The sequence below is a fragment of the Pseudomonas sp. H1h genome (genome assembly GCF_000633255.1).
In the GTDB taxonomy this organism is placed as follows: Bacteria; Pseudomonadota; Gammaproteobacteria; order Pseudomonadales; family Pseudomonadaceae; genus Aquipseudomonas.
The window spans coordinates 1-15,519 of the sequence record NZ_AYMJ01000006.1; the positions used below are offsets into that span (position 1 = coordinate 1).

15 protein-coding genes are annotated in these 15,519 nt (G+C 61.1%); 6 read left to right on the top strand and 9 right to left on the bottom strand.

Annotation, left to right across the window (positions count from 1 at the left end; translation table 11 throughout):
• Nucleotides 1-402: 402 nt before the first annotated feature.
• Nucleotides 403-624: a hypothetical protein gene (locus U862_RS30845; RefSeq protein WP_177327314.1), complete on the bottom strand. Its 222-nt coding sequence runs from the start codon at nucleotides 622-624 to the stop codon at nucleotides 403-405.
• Between U862_RS30845 and U862_RS0105040 the strand changes: the two genes are divergently transcribed.
• Together U862_RS0105040 and U862_RS0105045 are read left to right on the top strand one after the other, a co-directional pair.
• Nucleotides 593-1,567 carry a D-glycerate dehydrogenase gene (locus U862_RS0105040; protein ID WP_025109386.1) on the top strand — a complete coding sequence of 325 codons (975 nt, stop codon included), beginning with the start codon at nucleotides 593-595 and terminating at the stop codon, nucleotides 1,565-1,567. The two genes, U862_RS30845 and U862_RS0105040, sit on opposite strands and share 32 nt — an antisense overlap.
• Nucleotides 1,568-1,723: 156 nt before the next feature.
• Entirely contained in the window at nucleotides 1,724-2,233 is a 510-nt protein-coding gene (locus tag U862_RS0105045) for a DUF2165 domain-containing protein (RefSeq protein ID WP_025109387.1), read from the top strand.
• A 24-nt stretch (nucleotides 2,234-2,257) separates the two neighbouring features.
• Here the strand turns inward: U862_RS0105045 and U862_RS0105050 are convergent, their stop codons facing one another.
• Nucleotides 2,258-3,157, bottom strand: a complete 900-nt coding sequence (locus U862_RS0105050) for a DMT family transporter (RefSeq protein ID WP_025109388.1) — start codon at nucleotides 3,155-3,157, stop codon at nucleotides 2,258-2,260.
• 139 nt (nucleotides 3,158-3,296) lie between these two features.
• Here U862_RS0105050 and U862_RS0105055 point away from each other — a divergent pair, with 139 nt between their 5' ends.
• Nucleotides 3,297-4,172 carry an AraC family transcriptional regulator gene (locus tag U862_RS0105055; protein WP_025109389.1) on the top strand — a complete coding sequence of 292 codons (876 nt, stop codon included), beginning with the start codon at nucleotides 3,297-3,299 and terminating at the stop codon, nucleotides 4,170-4,172.
• A gap of 157 nt (nucleotides 4,173-4,329) precedes the next feature.
• On the opposite strand, the gene U862_RS0105060 is transcribed toward U862_RS0105055, so the two are convergent.
• The 6 genes from U862_RS0105060 to U862_RS0105085 form a co-directional block, all read right to left on the bottom strand.
• A complete protein-coding gene (locus U862_RS0105060) occupies nucleotides 4,330-6,759 on the bottom strand; it encodes a TonB-dependent receptor (protein ID WP_025109390.1) in 2,430 nt (809 codons plus the stop codon).
• 213 nt (nucleotides 6,760-6,972) lie between these two features.
• Complete coding sequence (locus U862_RS0105065) at nucleotides 6,973-7,962, bottom strand: FecR family protein (RefSeq protein WP_025109391.1); 990 nt, start codon at nucleotides 7,960-7,962, stop codon at nucleotides 6,973-6,975.
• Nucleotides 7,959-8,525 (bottom strand): RNA polymerase sigma factor, encoded by a 567-nt coding sequence (locus U862_RS0105070; RefSeq protein ID WP_029977467.1) that lies wholly within the window; start codon nucleotides 8,523-8,525, stop codon nucleotides 7,959-7,961. Before U862_RS0105070 ends, U862_RS0105065 begins: the two co-directional genes overlap by 4 nt.
• 2 nt (nucleotides 8,526-8,527) lie before the next feature.
• Entirely contained in the window at nucleotides 8,528-8,854 is a 327-nt protein-coding gene (locus tag U862_RS0105075; protein ID WP_025109393.1) for a DUF3325 domain-containing protein, read from the bottom strand.
• The gene (locus U862_RS0105080; protein ID WP_025109394.1) at nucleotides 8,854-10,443 is read right to left on the bottom strand and encodes a PepSY domain-containing protein; all 1,590 of its coding nucleotides are present in this window, start codon (nucleotides 10,441-10,443) and stop codon (nucleotides 8,854-8,856) included. Before U862_RS0105080 ends, U862_RS0105075 begins: the two co-directional genes overlap by 1 nt.
• On the bottom strand, nucleotides 10,440-10,745 hold the full coding sequence (locus tag U862_RS0105085; protein ID WP_025109395.1) for a DUF3649 domain-containing protein: 306 nt from the start codon (nucleotides 10,743-10,745) through the stop codon (nucleotides 10,440-10,442). Before U862_RS0105085 ends, U862_RS0105080 begins: the two co-directional genes overlap by 4 nt.
• A 178-nt stretch (nucleotides 10,746-10,923) precedes the next feature.
• On the opposite strand from U862_RS0105085, the gene U862_RS0105090 reads away from it, so the two are divergent.
• The 3 genes from U862_RS0105090 (at nucleotide 10,924) to fecA (ending at nucleotide 14,763) form a co-directional block, all read left to right on the top strand.
• The gene (locus U862_RS0105090; protein WP_025109396.1) at nucleotides 10,924-11,412 is read left to right on the top strand and encodes a sigma-70 family RNA polymerase sigma factor; all 489 of its coding nucleotides are present in this window, start codon (nucleotides 10,924-10,926) and stop codon (nucleotides 11,410-11,412) included.
• Nucleotides 11,409-12,341, top strand: coding sequence for a DUF4880 domain-containing protein (locus U862_RS0105095; RefSeq protein ID WP_025109397.1), 933 nt, complete (start codon nucleotides 11,409-11,411; stop codon nucleotides 12,339-12,341). The genes U862_RS0105090 and U862_RS0105095 overlap by 4 nt, the downstream gene beginning before the upstream one ends.
• A 91-nt stretch (nucleotides 12,342-12,432) precedes the next feature.
• Nucleotides 12,433-14,763 carry a TonB-dependent Fe(3+) dicitrate receptor FecA gene (gene fecA / locus U862_RS0105100; RefSeq protein ID WP_025109398.1) on the top strand — a complete coding sequence of 777 codons (2,331 nt, stop codon included), beginning with the start codon at nucleotides 12,433-12,435 and terminating at the stop codon, nucleotides 14,761-14,763.
• A 288-nt stretch (nucleotides 14,764-15,051) separates the two neighbouring features.
• Here the strand turns inward: fecA and U862_RS0105105 are convergent, their stop codons facing one another.
• A complete protein-coding gene (locus U862_RS0105105) occupies nucleotides 15,052-15,459 on the bottom strand; it encodes an HPF/RaiA family ribosome-associated protein (RefSeq protein ID WP_025109399.1) in 408 nt (135 codons plus the stop codon).
• Nucleotides 15,460-15,519: the final 60 nt, after the last annotated feature.

Here is a 15,519-nt window from a genome sequence, read left to right on the forward strand (position 1 = left end):
CGCCTTCGCTGGCAGGCCAGCTCCCACAATTGGATTTGGGTGTGTTCAGTTGGGGGGGGTGGTCGGCTCGTAGGCCGCCATCGCGAGCAGGCTCACTCCTACAATTGGACTGGGTGTGTTCAGGTGGGGATTGGTCGGCTGTCAGGCCGCCTCCATGCGGCAAAGCCGCCCCACTCAACAGGATGAGCGCAAGCTCGGCTGCAGCTTTTGATCTGCAGGCCCCTTCGGCAGGCTGAGTGGAGGGGTTTATCCGGGGGTGGGAGCGCAGCGACCGTTTGGCGCAGCCAAACACATCGAGAGGAGGTGCAGCGAAGCAAACCGTAGACGATGCCCCCGGATGAACCCCGCAACGAAGGAACCCGAGCCTAAGCGAGGGCCGAACGCCGGGGCCCAGCCTTTTGGTTACTTTTTGGCGTCTGAAAAAGTGACCCTCTGTAAGAGCGGAACCGCCAGCAGCAACCCCCAAAACAACGGATATACACCCAAAACCCCAAGAACATGGTCGGCCCAGAGGCCGCCAAGACAAGCCAACCCCCCCAAAGAAATGTTAGCTTGCTTGGCAATAAAGCCCAGAAGCCCGAGCCCCAGCCCAATGAAAAAAACAGTCCTGGCCTTCAGCCGCATCACCCCCCCCATGATCGAACGCCTCCAGCAAGAATTCGACGTCATCGTCCCCAACCCAAAAAACGGCGACATCAACGCCCAATTCAACGAAGCCCTCCCCCACGCCCATGGCCTCATCGGCGTCGGCCGCAAACTCGGCAAACCCCAACTCGAAACCGCTACCCGACTCGAAGTGGTCTCCAGCGTCTCCGTCGGCTACGACAACTACGACCTCGACTACTTCAATCAACGCGGGATCATGCTCACCAACACCCCCGACGTCCTCACCGAAAGCACCGCCGACCTCGCCTTCGCTTTGATCATGAGCAGCGCCCGCCGCGTCGCCGAACTCGACGCCTGGACCAAGGCTGGCCAGTGGCAAGCCAGCGTCGGCGCACCGCTGTTCGGCTGTGACGTCCACGGCAAAACCCTCGGCATCGTCGGCATGGGCAACATCGGCGCCGCCGTCGCCCGCCGCGGCCACTTCGGCTTCAACATGCCGATCCTCTACAGCGGCAACAGCCGCAAGACCGAACTGGAACAACAACTCGGCGCGCAATTTCGCAGCCTCGACCAACTGCTCGCCGAAGCCGACTTCGTCTGCCTGGTGGTGCCGCTCAGCGACAAGACCCGCCACCTGATCAGCCACCGAGAACTGGCCCTGATGAAGCCCGGCGCAATTCTGGTCAACATCTCCCGTGGTCCGGTGGTCGATGAACCCGCGCTGATCGAAGCCCTGCAAAACAACCGTATCCGCGGCGCAGGCCTGGATGTCTACGAAAAAGAACCGCTGGCCGAATCGCCGCTGTTCCAGCTGAAAAACGCCGTGACATTGCCGCACATCGGCTCGGCCACAAACGAAACTCGCGAAGCCATGGCCAACCGTGCCCTCGCCAACCTGCGCAGCGCGCTGCTCGGCGAACGCCCGCAAGACCTGGTCAATCCGCAAGTCTGGCGCGGCTGACAAAACGGGCAAGTGCTGCATCGGCACCTGCCCGTTCAACCCGATTGCGGGCCAGGCGTTACATAACTTGCAACTCAAGCATCAACTAAAAGCCCAGCGTCAAACATTAAACTCTCCGGACTTATCGAACGCACGACAAACTCCCCGGAGAAAACCTTGAACAACCTGAACACGCAAAAAATCATTCGCTACAGCAAAGTAATTCTAATGGCTTACATAAGTTTTTTCGGCCTGCTGGTGATGTACAGCAACTTCACCGATTACACGTCGAACTACGAATATGTCGGTCACATTCTCAGCATGGACACCACCCAGACCCACCCCGGCATCCGTTACCGAGCAATCGAATCACCGATACTGCACCACCGCATCTATTGGTTCATCATCACCCTGGAAGTGACCTGGACTGCATGTTGCCTGATCGGCACCTACCACCTTCTACGCAAGATAAACGCGTCAGAACAAGACTTTCATGAAGCCAAGCGGTTTTCGATTGTCGGGTTATTAATGGCAATGTTTGTTTATTACATCTGCCTGCAAGTCATCGGCGTGGAATGGTTCGACATGGACACTTCGCAAACCTGGAATGCCAAGGACTGGGCGCGACATATTGTTGATTTTTTATTCCCGCTTTTAATTTATATCGTAATCAAAGTGGAGCGCTGAGGCACTAACGCTCCAACTGAATATTCACGCTAATTTGGTTTTTGTCAGTACCGCCGCGCGCGGCTTACGAAACACCAACACATTGCCGAGCATCACCAATACCAACCCAAGCAACGCCGGCGCCGTCCACTGATAACCTTCGGCAAACGCTGACACGTTCAGCGCCACCACCGGAAACAACACCGTGCAATACGCTGCCCGCTCCGGCCCCATGCGCCCAACCAGCGTCAGGTACGCGGTGAAGCCGATCACAGAACCCGGAATCACCAGGTACAGCAGCGCGCCGACGTAACGCGGCGACCAGTCCATGTCGAACGGAATGCCTTTGACCAGACACCACACCGACAACATTGCCGCGCCATAGGCCATGCCCCAGGCGTTGGTGGTCAGGGGTTTCAGACCGGCTTTCTGCTGCAGGCTCGACAGCATGTTGCCCGCCGAGAAACACAGCGTGCCGCACAGCGCCAGACCAAGACCGAGCAAGGTCTGCGGGCTGGCGTGATGGCCGGCCAGTTCCGGCCAGAACAACATGCCCAGACCGAACAAACCGAGCGCGCCGCCCATCAGCACGTTGCGCGCAATGCGCTGGCCGAAGAACACCCGTGCATTGAGCGCGTTCCACAACGTGGCCGTGGAAAACACCACCGCCACCAGACCGCTGGGAATCCACTGGCTGGCCGTGAGGAAACACATGAAGTTGACGCAGAACAGGCACAAGCCCTGTGCCACGCAAATCAGATGGCCACGGCGGTTCATCGGTTGCAGCCGGCGGCTGAGCAGCAACACCACGAACAACACCAGCGCGGCGAGGCCGAAGCGATAGACGATCGACACAGGAATCGCCACCACCCCCAATTGCCATTTCAGGGCAATCCAGGTGGTACCCCAGATCAGCACGGTCAGCAGATACAGCGAAAGGTTCATGGCGCACACTCCTCAATTGGCTTTCAGTGTCCGCCACCCCCTCTAGGCCTCGCTTGCAAAATCTTGCGCTTTTGTTGCCCGACAGGTCGGCAGCGCGAAGGCTACGGAGTAGGATGCAAGGCGTTGGAGAGAACCGAACATGGCCGCTATCGATACCCTGCAAGTCTTTCAAGCCCTCAACCGCTCGCAGAACGCACGCCTTGTGCACAGCGCCGAGCTCGGTGACGGCTTGTCTGCGGCCGTGTGGACCAACCACCACGACGCCCAGGAATACCAGGCGCCGAGCCATCACACCCTGTCCTGTTACATCGCGGGTGGCACCGGCACCTTTCGCCGTGACCAACCCGGGCAAAAGGGTGGGCCGGACAAGCTGTGCATCCTGCCTGTCGATCACCAGTCCGGCTGGGTGATCAATGGCGACATTCGCCTCGCTCATCTGTATTTCAGCGCCGAGCAATTTGCCCTGGGTTGCGTCACCTTGCTGGATCGCGAGCCGCGAGAAATGCAGTTGCGCGAGCAGACTTTTCTCGAAGACCCGCAACAGGCGCGGCGCTTTCGGCAGTTACTGACGCTCAATTGGGATGAGCCGGCCGAGCGCCTGCTGACCAGCAGCCTCGCGCATGAATTGATCAGCCATACCTTGCTCAGCCAGGTCGGGGCCCGTCAGGGCTTGCGCCTCAAGGGCGGACTGGCGCCCCATCAGCGTCGACAACTGGTGGAGTTCATCGACAGTCAGCTGGCCGAACCGATCAGCCTCGGGCAACTCGCCGGGCTGTGCGCGCTGTCGGAATACCACTTTGCGCGGATGTTCCGCACCAGTTTCGGTTTGCCGCCGCATCAGTATGTGCTGGCGCGACGCTTGAGCCGGGCGCGGGAGTTGTTGCGCAGCACGGCGTTGCCGCTGGGGGAGATTGCGCTGGCGTGCGGATTTGCCAGCGCCAGTCATTTCACCAACCGGTTTCGGCAGGTGCTGGGCGGGACACCGGGGGAATATCGGCAGGCGTTTTTGCGTTAACGCCGAGACTTTTATCGCCTGTTATGACCTCTTCGCGAGCAGGCTCGCTCCCACGGGTGAACACATGTCCAATGTGGGAGCGACTTACTCCCACGGGTGAACACATGTCCAATGTGGGAGCGGGCTTGCTCGCGAAGAACGATGACGCGGTCAGGGATCAGAACTCCAGCGTGCTCGACAACGAAATCTGCCGCGAATCACCCATCGACACAAAGAACCGGCTCGCCGCCGAGGTGTAGTAAGTGCGATCGAACAGGTTCTTCACATTGAGCTGGAACTTGACCTTCTGCCCTTCGAGCCTGGTGTCGTAAGTGGCAAACGCGTCGGCCACGGTGTAGCTCGGCAGGTCGAAATCATTCACCGCGTTGCCCGCTCGCTCGCCGACGTACCGCGCCCCGGCGCCGACCCGCAGTTGATCGCCACCGATCACGCTGCCGAAGTCATACACCGCTGACAAGGAGCCGCTGTTCTTCGCCACGTTTTGCAGGCGATTGCCTTTGTAGTCCGGGTCTTCGGTGACTTCGGCGTCAGTGTAGGCATAGGCGCCGATCATGCTCCACCGGTCGCTCAGTTGGCCGGTCAGGTCCAGTTCCAGCCCCCGGGAACGCACTTCGCCGGCGGCGCTGTAGATCGTGGTCGGACCTTCTGAGTTGGCCACCAGCACGTTGCGTTTCTTGATGTCGAACAGCGCGATATTGCCGGTGATGCGCCCCGGCATGTCCAGCCGCGCGCCCAGCTCCCACGACTTGGCTTCTTCTGGCGCAATGCTGCCGTCGAGCACGGTGCTGCTGCCGCTGAGCGGTGCGATGGTCGAGTTGGGTTTGAACGACTCGGTGTAGCTGCCGTAGAACGAAAGCTCGTCGGTGTAGCGATACACCAGACCGGCGCGCGGCACGAATTTCTGCCCGTTACTGTCGGTGTTGGCCTTGAACGGCACGCCTTTGCCGGCGTACTGGTCGTACTCCTGGAAGCGTCCGCCGGCGACCAGGATCCACTGGTCGTTGAGGTGGATCGAGTCCTGCAGGAACACCGAATCGCTGCGCAGCAGATCGGTCTGTGCGCTGTCGGCCGGGCTGACCGTGGTGCCCTCAACTTCACGGCCATACACCGGATTGACGTAACTGAAGGTGCTCAGGCTTTTTTGGCGGATCAGGTCGGCGCGGTAGATCTTGCGGTACTCGTCGTCGACGCCGAACACCAGGTCATGCTGCATGCCCAGCAGATTGACCTTGCCTTCGAGGCTGGCGGTGGTGAAGCGGTCGGTGCTGATCGCGCCTTGCGTGCCGTCCATGCTGCGGGTCAGCGTGCCTTTTTTGGTGTCGATGGCGGTCACGCGCACTTGGCTGGCGTCGTAGGTTTCGCGGTTCCAGCTGTAGCCGAAGTGGGCTTTCCAGTCATCGTTGAGTTCGTGGTCGGCCTCGAAGTGGTACAGGTCGGAACGGCCTTCCATGTCGTTGAACGGCTCGTCCAGACGCTCGTTGCGCGAGATGTCCAGCGGATGGTTGGTGCGTGGATCGATCACCGTGCCACGGTCGAACGGCGTGAGGAACTCGCGATGTTCGTAGCCGAACGACAGCTTGGTGCGCTCGCCGAACCAGGCCAGCGACGGCGCGATCAGCGTCTCGCGGTGGGTGCCGTAATTGCGCCAGTAATCTTCGTCTTCGTGATCGAGCACCAGCCGATAGGCCAGCCCGGACTCACCGAGTGCACCGGTGCTGTCGAAAGTGCCGCCGCTGCCATTCTTGCCGTCGCCGTAGCTCGAGCCGCGCAGGGTCAGGGCGTTGTATTGGGTCAATTCCGGCTTCTTGCTGACCAGGTTGACCACGCCACCCGGGTCCTGGATTCCGTAGAGCAAAGACGCCGGGCCCTTGAGCACTTCGACACGATCGACCGTGGCGTTCATGCCGCGGCCCTGCACGATCGGCATGCCGTCACGCATGATCGAGCCGTTGCGGTTGTCGCCGAAACCGCGGGTCATCACCGAATCCTGAGTGCTGCCCAACGTGTTGCCCTGGGTGATGCCGCTGACGTTGGCCAGCGCATCGTCGAGATTGCGCGGAGCCTGATCGCGGATGACCTGAGCCGGGATCACGTTGACGGTCTGCGGGATCTCCTGCAGCGAGGCCGAGGAGCGCATCACCGAACTGGTTTCCGGCGGCTGGTAGCTCATCGACTCGTCGCGCATCGAGCTGATGGTGGTGGCGCCGAGATTGAGCGTACCCTCGGTGGGTTGCGGCTCCAGCGCCAGGGTGTGGCTGTCGGTGCGGCGGAAGGTCATGCCGGAGCCGCTGAGCAAGCGTTGCAACGCTTGTTCCGCGCTCATCTGGCCGCTGACGGCCGGGGCGTTAATGCCGTAAGGCGCTTCGTCGGTGTAGACCACGCTTTGCCCGGTAACGCGGCTGAAGTCGCTCAGGGCTTGCGGCAACGGTTTGGCACTCAGGGAGAAATTGAACTGCTTTTGCGCAGGGCTGCTGACCGTTTCAGCGGCGAGCGCCACGCTCATCGGCAACAGAGCCAACGCGGAAAAACTCAATGCCGAAACGCCCAACCACTGTTTGACCGAACCCGATTTTGCCCTGGACTTCATTGCTCAATGACCTGTGTAGAACCGCAACGGATGCGAATGACTCGCAGTTTCAGTCACTACACGGATGGGCCTGTGGTTTACCTCACCACAATTTTGAAAATATTTTCAGAACGTTGTGTTGTCGGGTCTGGCGCCATCGCGAACAGGCTCACGCCTACAGGGGAATGCACTTCAAATGCAGGAGTGAGCCTGCTCGCGATGGCACCAGTAGCGTCAACGCAAAATGATCAGATGCCCCAGAACCTGATGCTGCTCAAACCCCAAAACACCCTGCAAAGAACTCAACACAACCTGCGGATCCTTGCTCGGAAAACTCCCGCTGACCTTGCGCGCGCCCAATTCATCGTTGAGCAGCACTATCCGCCCCGGGTAGTGGCGCCGCAAATCCTGCACCACCTCGGCCAGCGACGACTTGTAGTAATTCAGCCAACCCTGACGCCAGGCCAGTTGCGCATCGCTGTCCACGGCCTGCAGTGTTCCTGCGCGGCCCTGCCCGTAAACCACTTGCTGGCCGGCGGTGAGAATCTGCTGTTCAACGTTGCGATCCGCCGTCACGCCAACGCGTCCGGACAACACTGTGACCCGCGCGCCATGCGGTTGCAGACGCACTTCAAACTGCGTGCCGAGGACCTGCGCCTGACCTTTTTCAGCCGCGACCACAAACGGCTCGCCGGTGTGCGTCACACTGAAAAACCCGGCGCCACGACGCAACTGCACCCGCCGCTCGCCATGGCTGAAATCCACGGCAATGGCGCTGTCGGCGTCCAGCGTGACTTGCGATTGATCGGCCAGGATCACTGTGCGGATTTCCCCCGGTGCCGAGACGTAATCGGCACCCAGATCATCAATCCAGCGCTGCGGCTGCCATCCCGTGCCGAGGCTGATCATCAGCAACAGACACGCGGCCATTGCCAGCGCACCCGACCAGCGCACCAGCGGTGAGCGACGCGGACGATCCATCGCATTGAGGTAGCCCTGCAACGCAAACGCTTCTTCATCGGCCAGGGTGCGCGCCGGGCTTTCACTCAATTCCCAGAGCACCTGCGCCTGGGCATAGGCTTCGGCGTGGGCCGGATCGGCGCGCAGCCATTGGCTGAACGTCAGTTGATCGCCGGTGCTTGGGCGGTCGTGCAACAGGCTCAGCCAGGCGAGCGCGGCGTGTTCCTGAGCGGGCGTCGGGGTGACGCGGTCGGTGTGCTTCACGGTGCTTTCCCTGGCAGGCGTGGCGCGGGTTCGCGCAGGCTGGCCTTGCAGGCCTCGAGGGCGCGCATCATATGTTTTTCCACGGCGCTTTGGGACAGGCCCATGGCCTTGGCGATGTCCGCGTACTTGCGGCCGTGGATGCGATTGAGCAAAAAGATCTGCCGGGTACGCTCGGGCAAGGCGCGCAACGCCGCTTCGACATGGCGCAAGTCATTGCCCGCTTCAAGTGCGGCTTGCGGCTCGCTGCCGTGGCTGTCCGGCTCGTCCGGTTGCCAGCCCTCGTTGACCCGCACCCGCGTGCCTTCGCTGCGCAAATGATCGATGGCAATGTTGCCGGCGCAACGCAAAAGGTAGGTGCTGAGCTCCTCGACCTGCACCAGCGGCCGACGCCAGAAGCGCAGGAACAGATCCTGCACCAGATCCGCCGCCGTGGCCCGGCAGCCGACGCGCCGGTTCACCAGCGCTTCCATCTGCGAGCGCTGCGACAGGAACACCTGAAGGAAATGCGCACGCGCGCCGTGTGGCTCGTCGTCGCGCGATTCCGGGGGATGACCGATCAGCATGTTCAGCACTGCGCCCAGGTGACGATCGGAGTGGCCAGCAGACAGAGTGCCGCCAGCATCAAGGCCAGTTTCGGTCGGTATGGCATCAGCAGCACCAGCGCCAAGGCGCTGCACATCAACACCGCGAACCAATCCACCAGGCCGAAGCCCCAGCCATTGGCAGCCACCGCAGCCCACAGTGAACAACCGAGCATCAGCCATCCGACAAGTTTCAGATGTCGTGCGCGTCGGGTCGAAGGTTTGTGGCCCAGCAATTGATCGTGGTGGCGCGGCATCGACAGACACAACGCGGTGAACCCGGCATAGCACAGCAGAAGCGCCAGCAGCATCAGTGGCTCCCCTGCTCAAGCGTGTTGGACCGGGCCGCTGCGCGAGGGGATTTTTTCACCCGCACGCTGTGGCTCGCGCGCTGCATTTTCCAGGCGGCCCACGCCAGGAACAGACCCGCGCCGAAGCAGGTCAGGTCGAACCCGGCCAGTGCCCAGTCACCCTGCGCCAGCGTGACGCCAAGGTGATGCGCGGTGGTCAACGCATTGAGCAGTGGCACGCTGATGAACAACACCGCTGCCAGCGTCAGTTGCTCGACCCAGGCCTTGCGCCCCGGGCGCAGTAGCGCGTGGAGCACGCTCAACCCCCAGGCGATGAAGAATCCGTTCACTTCCCAATCCGCGCGCCCGCTCAAGCTCAGCGGCAACAGACGGTTGCCCCAGAAGAACACCGCCACCGCCACAACCAGTCCGGCCATGCTGGCGATGTTCAGCACTTCCACCAGCCGCAACTCGAACGGCATCACGCCGCTCTTGGCATGCTTGAGCTGTCGCTTGCCGAGCCAGATCACCAGCCCGGTGCCAATCATCGCCGTGCCGGCCAGGCCACAGATGAAGTACAGCCAACGCAGGGTCGGCCCGGCGAAGTGGCCGATGTGCAACCCGTAGAAACCTCCGGCAATGGTCATCGGCAACGGCTTGTCAGGCGTGGCACCGAGCATTTGCCCGGTGACGCCGTTGAAGGTCACATCGCTACCGTATTCATAGGCGATCTTGTCGGAACTGGCGCGCGACACCTGCACCGAGGCATTGGCGTCCCCCGGATTGATCACCGACACGCGTGTGGCGTGGCCACCGGCCCAGTGCTCATTGGCGCGAGCCAGAAGCGGCGCGATCGGCGGCAAGCTCACGGGTTGAGCCGCACGCTCGGGAATCGGCGTCTCTGGAAACACCTCCTCGTAAAACGCCCCGAGGTTGTTGCCGTAGGACGCCAGAATGCTCGCCGGCATGACCATCGACATGAAAATCACCAGGCTGCTGTAGGTGATCATCAGGTGAAACGGCAGCACCAGCACACCGACCGCGTTATGCCCGTCGAGCCATGAACGCTGGCCCTTGCGCGGGCGGAAGGTGAAGAAGTCCTTGAAGATTTTCTTGTGGGTGATGATTCCGCTGATCAGCGCGACGAACATCACCATCGCGGCAATCGTCGCCAGCCAGCGGCCCCACGGATAGGGCATTTGCAGCTGAAAGTGGAAGCGGTAGAAAAACTCGCCGCCCATGCTTTCCCTCGGTTGTATTTCAGCACCGGTCTGCGCATCGAGGGTCTTTTGCGTGAAGCGTCCACGTTTACCGGGCTCGGCGGGAGCGTCCTGCCAACGCACGGATAGCGCGGGATCACGGGCGTTCGGCAGATCGATCAGCCAACGCGAGGCATCAGGGGCGTGCTGCTGCAGATAACCTTGCGCCAGGCTCAGGCTGGCCACTGAGTCGATCGCATGCGCGGGGATCTCCGGCTGCATCCAGTGGCTGATCTCATCCTTGAAATAGGCCAGCGTCCCGGTCAGGAAAATCGCGAACAGCAGCCAGCCGAACACCAGGCCGGTCCAGGTGTGCAGCCAGGCCATGGCCTGGCGGAAACCTTCTTTCATGCGTAGCCCAAGCCCCGCGCAGCACCGGAAACTGTCGCCAGAATCACGCTCGGCACCAGCAAACCGACCCACGCCGACCACGCCGTGCGACAGGCGAAACACCAGAGCACTGCGACCAGATAGACCAAAAAGGAAATGGTCATGCCGGTCACCACCGCTTCGGCGCGGCTCAACGGCAGCCACAGCGTCAGGGTGACACTGGCCAGCGCCGCGACCAGATAGCCGCCAAACACCGCTGCCAGCACCCGTGAGGTGACGGCCAGACGATAGGACATGGGAAGTGAGGCGAGTTTGCCTTTCATGTTTCGACCCTGAAACGAAAAAACGTCCGGCCGACAAGCCGAACCAACAGGCGAGCAATATTAATGATAAATATTCTCATACGCAAAAGCATCTGATTGCCGGGCGACCACGCACCCCCATACAATGCGAACAGTTCTTGTTCTCTAACGCGTGTCGCATGCGCCCGGAGTAGTACCGTTGCCGTCCGTCCATCCCGTCGAATCGCTCTACCACGACCACCACAGCTGGCTCACCGGCTGGTTGCGGCGCAGACTCGGCTGCCCGGACAGCGCGGCGGATCTGGCCCAGGACACTTTCATTCGTGTGCTCAGCGCCCGCGAGCCAGCGCTGATCATCGAGCCGCGCGCCTTCCTCACCACCCTCGCCAAACGCGTACTGTTCAATCATTACCGCCGCCAGGACCTGGAACGCGCCTACCTCGAAACCCTGGCGCAGATGCCGGAAGTAGTCGCGCCTTCGGAAGAAGACAAAGCGATCATTCTGCAAACACTGATCGAGCTGGATCAGTTGCTCGACGGCCTGCCGCGCCTGGTCAAGCGCGCCTTCCTGCTGGCGCAGGTCGATGGCCTGACCTACCCGCAGATCGCCGCTGAACTGGACATCTCGGTGGCCACGGTCAAACGTCATCTGAACAAGGCAGCGATGCGCTGCTACTTCGCCCTATGAGCCGCGTCCCGGATTTCTCTGCACAAGTGGCCGAGCAGGCCGTGCACTGGCTGATGGAAATGCAGCAAGGCACGCTGACCCCGCGCCAGCAACAGGCCTGGCAACAATGGCTGGACGCGCACAGCGAGCATCGCCGGGCGTGGGAACACATTCAGCGGGTCAATCAGCGCTTGCGCGGTGTGTCCTCGCCGCTGGCACATGCGGCGTTGAACGGGCCGAAATCCAGCAGCCGCCGTCAGACGCTGAAACTGCTGCTGATTCTCGGCGCGGGCTCGGCCGTCACCTGGAGCGTGCGCGAGCACAATCCGCTGCCGGCGCTGCTCGCCGATTACCGCAGCCCGGTGGGTGAGCGACGTACGGTGGCGCTGGGCGCAGGTAATCAGTTGCAGCTCAACACCGCGAGTGCGGCGGACGTGGACGGCGTACAACGGCTGATCCGTTTGCGGGAAGGCGAGATTCTGCTGACGGCTGCACAAGCGTTCGAAGTACACACAGCACAAGGTGTGTTGAAAACCCAGGCAGCCCGACTCAACGTGCGGCAATTTGCCGATCGCACGCAGGTGGCGCTGTTCGAGGGTCAGGTCGAACTGATCAGCCACGAGCGCGCGCCGATGCGGTTGCCCGTCGCCCGTCAGTTGAGTTTCAGCGCGACGTCGATCAGCGAAACCCAACCGCTGGACGCCAACAGCGGCGCCTGGGCCGATGGCATGCTGGTCGCCGCGCACATGCGCCTGGGCGACTTCCTCGAAGAGCTCGGCCGTTACCGTCGCGGCCAGCTACATTGCGATGCAAACGTGGCCGACCTGCTGATCTCCGGCACGTATCCACTGGACGACAGCGAACGCATTCTGGACCTGCTGCAAATCAGTTTGCCGGTGAAGGTGCGGCGCTTTACCCGCTATTGGGTGAGCGTCGAAGCGCGGGTTTGAAACAAGATCAAAAATAAATGAGCCGTTTTTCAGATCTGGCGTGACAGAGAAGGAAAGCCCCCTTGATACAACCTTCTCAGGATCATCGTTCATGCACCCCACCCGCCTCACGCCACTGGCCCGCAGCCTGCGCAATCTCGTCCTGGGCGCCAGCCTGAGCTTCAGCGCCCTGCCCGTTTTGGCCACCGAAACCAAGGCTTACCACATCGCCCCGGCGTCGCTGGAAACTGCCCTCAACCAGTTTGGTCGTGAGGCGGGCGTGCTGATTTCTTTCGGTTCACAGATCACCAGCGGCGTGCAAAGCCGTGGCCTGGAAGGCAGCTACACCGCCGCACAAGGTCTCGACGCACTGCTCGAAGGCACCGGTCTGCAAGCCCGCGCCGAAGGCAACAATGCATTCAGCCTGCAACCTGTGGCCGACACCGCACTTGAGCTGGACACCTCGAAAGTCGTTGGCGACTGGCTCGGCGATGCGGCGCAGGTCAACGTCTTCGAACATCCGGGCGCCCGCGACGTGATCCGTCGCGAAGACTTCGAACGCCAGGGCGCGACTCAGGCGCGGGACGTGCTCAACCGCATCCCCGGCGTCAATGCCCCGGAAAACAACGGCACCGGCAGCCACGACATGGCGCTGAACTTCGGTATTCGCGGCCTCAACCCACGGCTGGCCGCGCGCTCCACAGTGCTGATGGACGGCATTCCCGTGCCGTTCGCCCCTTACGGTCAGCCGCAGCTGTCGTTTGCGCCGATCAGCATGGGCAACATGGATGCGGTGGACGTGGTACGTGGCGGCGGCGCGGTGCGTTACGGCCCGCAAAACGTCGGCGGCGTGGTCAACTTCGTGACCCGCGCCATTCCCGACGAACAGACGGTCAAGGGCGGTTTCCAGACCGAAACCAGTCCGTCGTCGAGCCATGACGGCTTCAAGACCAGCGCCAACCTGCTGGCCGGCGGCACCAACGAAAATGGCCTGGGCGGCGCGCTGCTGTACTCCGGCACCCGTGGCGGCGACTGGCGCGAGCACAGCGACACGGAAATCGACGACCTGATCCTCAAGGGCAAATACCAGCTCGACGAGGCCAACAGCTTCAATGCCATGGCCCAGTATTACGAAGGCAAGGCCGACATGCCTGGCGGTCTCAATGTTGCCGATTACGACGCCGACCCGTACCAGTCGACCCGTCTGAAAGACCAGTTCTGGGGCCGCCGGACGATGTTCAACTTCGGCTACCGCTATCAGGAAGATCGCCGCGAATTCACCGCCAACACCTTCTTCACCAAGACCCTGCGCAGCGGCTATCTGGATCAGGGCAGCTTCCTCTCGCTGTCGCCGCGCGAGTATTGGGTGCGCGGTTTCGAAACCCGTTTTGCCCAGGGCTTCGATCTCGGCCCGACCAGCCATGAAGTCGGCGTCGGTTATCGCTACATCAACGAGGCCGGCCACGAGTTGCGCTATCGCACGCCAATCAGCAGCAACGAATACCCGACCACCAACAGCCGCAACGACCGCGATACCCGCGGTGGCACCGAGGCCAATGCGTTCTTCGTCGACGACCGCATCGACATCGGCAAATGGACCATCACCCCGGGCGTGCGTTACGAAATGATCGAGTCGCAGCAAACCAACAATCTGACCAACGTCAAATACAAGGGTGACTACAACACCGCGTTGCCAGCGCTGAACGTGCTGTATCACCTGACCGACAGCTGGAATCTGTACGCCAACACCGAAGGCTCGTTCGGCAGCGTGCAGTACAGCCAGATGCCCAATCGCGTCAGCAGCGGCGAAGTGAAACCGGAAAAGGCCCGCACCTGGGAACTTGGCACCCGCTACGACAACGGCGCATTGCGGGCCGAGATCGGTGCGTTCCTGATCAACTTCGACAACCAGTACGAAAGCAACCAGACCAACGATTCGGTGATTGCCCGCGGCGAAACCCGCCATCAGGGCATCGAGACCAGCGTCAACTACGCGCTGGATGACTTGAACCCGGCGCTGGCCGGTTTCGATGTGTACGCCACTTACGCCTATGTTGACGCGACCATCCGCGAAGACGGGCCGAACAAAGGCAATCGCGTGCCGTTCTCGTCGAAACACAAAGGCACGATTGGCGTCGGCTACACCGAAGGGCCGTGGAAGCTCAACTTCGACAGCAGCTTCCAGAGCGACCAGTTCGCCGACAACGCCAACACGTCCAGAGAAAGCGCCGACGGCAGCACCGGCAAGATTCCGGGTTACATGCTCTTCAGCAGCCGCGCCGGTTACGACTTCGGCCCGCAATTGTCGGATCTGAATGTGGCGGTAGGCGTGAAGAACATCTTCAACACGCAATACTTCACGCGCTCGTTCGATGACAACAATAAGGGCAAGTATGTGGGTGAGCCGCGCACGGTGTATGTGCAAACGTCTGTAGCGTTTTGAGGATTGAAAAGCCCCTCACCCTGACCCTCTCCCATAGGGAGAGGGAACTGATTGCGGGATGCTTCAGAAATTCATCGACCTGAAGGAAATGTGCCGAATCTGTAATCGACTGGGTCGTTCAGGTCGACGAGCCTCTTCACACACCTTGGTCGGCCCCCTCTCCCGGAGGGAGAGGGCTGGGGTGAGGGAGTGCCTTTCAAGCCCGACCTGAAACCACCTCATCACCAACAAAAAACGGGCCTGCATTCGCAGGCCCGTTCTTTTTGGGTGGCTTATGAAATCAGCGCATCAACTGTTGATCGCTGCCTGTTCATTCTCGTCAAACTCTTCCGCCAACAGCTTGTCGTTGGCCTTGCCGGTGAATGGCACCACAGCGGCACGGGGTTTACCTCGCAGTTTGCCGAAAAGGTGCTCCAGTGCGTGCTCGAGTTTTTCGGCTGCACCATCGATTGCCTGTTCCAGCGAATCGGCTTTATGGGTGACGGAAATCGGTTGATGGCCTTTTGGCCGCGCTTCCAGTTGGCAGCGCAAGTCATGGGGACCTGGTTTATCGCCGTTCTCGTCGCTCAGGTGGACTTCGACACGGGTCAGGTCTTCTTCATAACGGTCGAGCGTGCTCTCAATGGTTGTACGTACCCACTCCTCCAGTCGTTTACTGCTTTGAATATGGTTATCGCTGTTGACTTGGATTTGCATAGTTCATCCCTTATTTCAGCTAGCTCGCGAGAGGCCTGAATTGAATTTCCTGACCTCTTG

What these genes read in the sequence shown, in the direction of transcription:
- U862_RS0105040 (WP_025109386.1), top strand. Translation starts at nt 593, where the DNA reads ATGAAAAAAACAGTCCTGGCCTTCAGCCGCATCACCCCCCCCATGATC.
- U862_RS30845 (WP_177327314.1), bottom strand. Translation starts at nt 624, where the DNA reads ATGCGGCTGAAGGCCAGGACTGTTTTTTTCATTGGGCTGGGGCTCGGG.
- U862_RS0105050 (WP_025109388.1), bottom strand. Translation starts at nt 3,157, where the DNA reads ATGAACCTTTCGCTGTATCTGCTGACCGTGCTGATCTGGGGTACCACC.
- U862_RS0105055 (WP_025109389.1), top strand. Translation starts at nt 3,297, where the DNA reads ATGGCCGCTATCGATACCCTGCAAGTCTTTCAAGCCCTCAACCGCTCG.
- U862_RS0105060 (WP_025109390.1), bottom strand. Translation starts at nt 6,759, where the DNA reads ATGAAGTCCAGGGCAAAATCGGGTTCGGTCAAACAGTGGTTGGGCGTT.
- U862_RS0105070 (WP_029977467.1), bottom strand. Translation starts at nt 8,525, where the DNA reads ATGCTGATCGGTCATCCCCCGGAATCGCGCGACGACGAGCCACACGGC.
- U862_RS0105075 (WP_025109393.1), bottom strand. Translation starts at nt 8,854, where the DNA reads ATGCTGCTGGCGCTTCTGCTGTGCTATGCCGGGTTCACCGCGTTGTGT.
- U862_RS0105080 (WP_025109394.1), bottom strand. Translation starts at nt 10,443, where the DNA reads ATGAAAGAAGGTTTCCGCCAGGCCATGGCCTGGCTGCACACCTGGACC.
- U862_RS0105085 (WP_025109395.1), bottom strand. Translation starts at nt 10,745, where the DNA reads ATGAAAGGCAAACTCGCCTCACTTCCCATGTCCTATCGTCTGGCCGTC.
- U862_RS0105095 (WP_025109397.1), top strand. Translation starts at nt 11,409, where the DNA reads ATGAGCCGCGTCCCGGATTTCTCTGCACAAGTGGCCGAGCAGGCCGTG.
- fecA (WP_025109398.1), top strand. Translation starts at nt 12,433, where the DNA reads ATGCACCCCACCCGCCTCACGCCACTGGCCCGCAGCCTGCGCAATCTC.
- U862_RS0105105 (WP_025109399.1), bottom strand. Translation starts at nt 15,459, where the DNA reads ATGCAAATCCAAGTCAACAGCGATAACCATATTCAAAGCAGTAAACGA.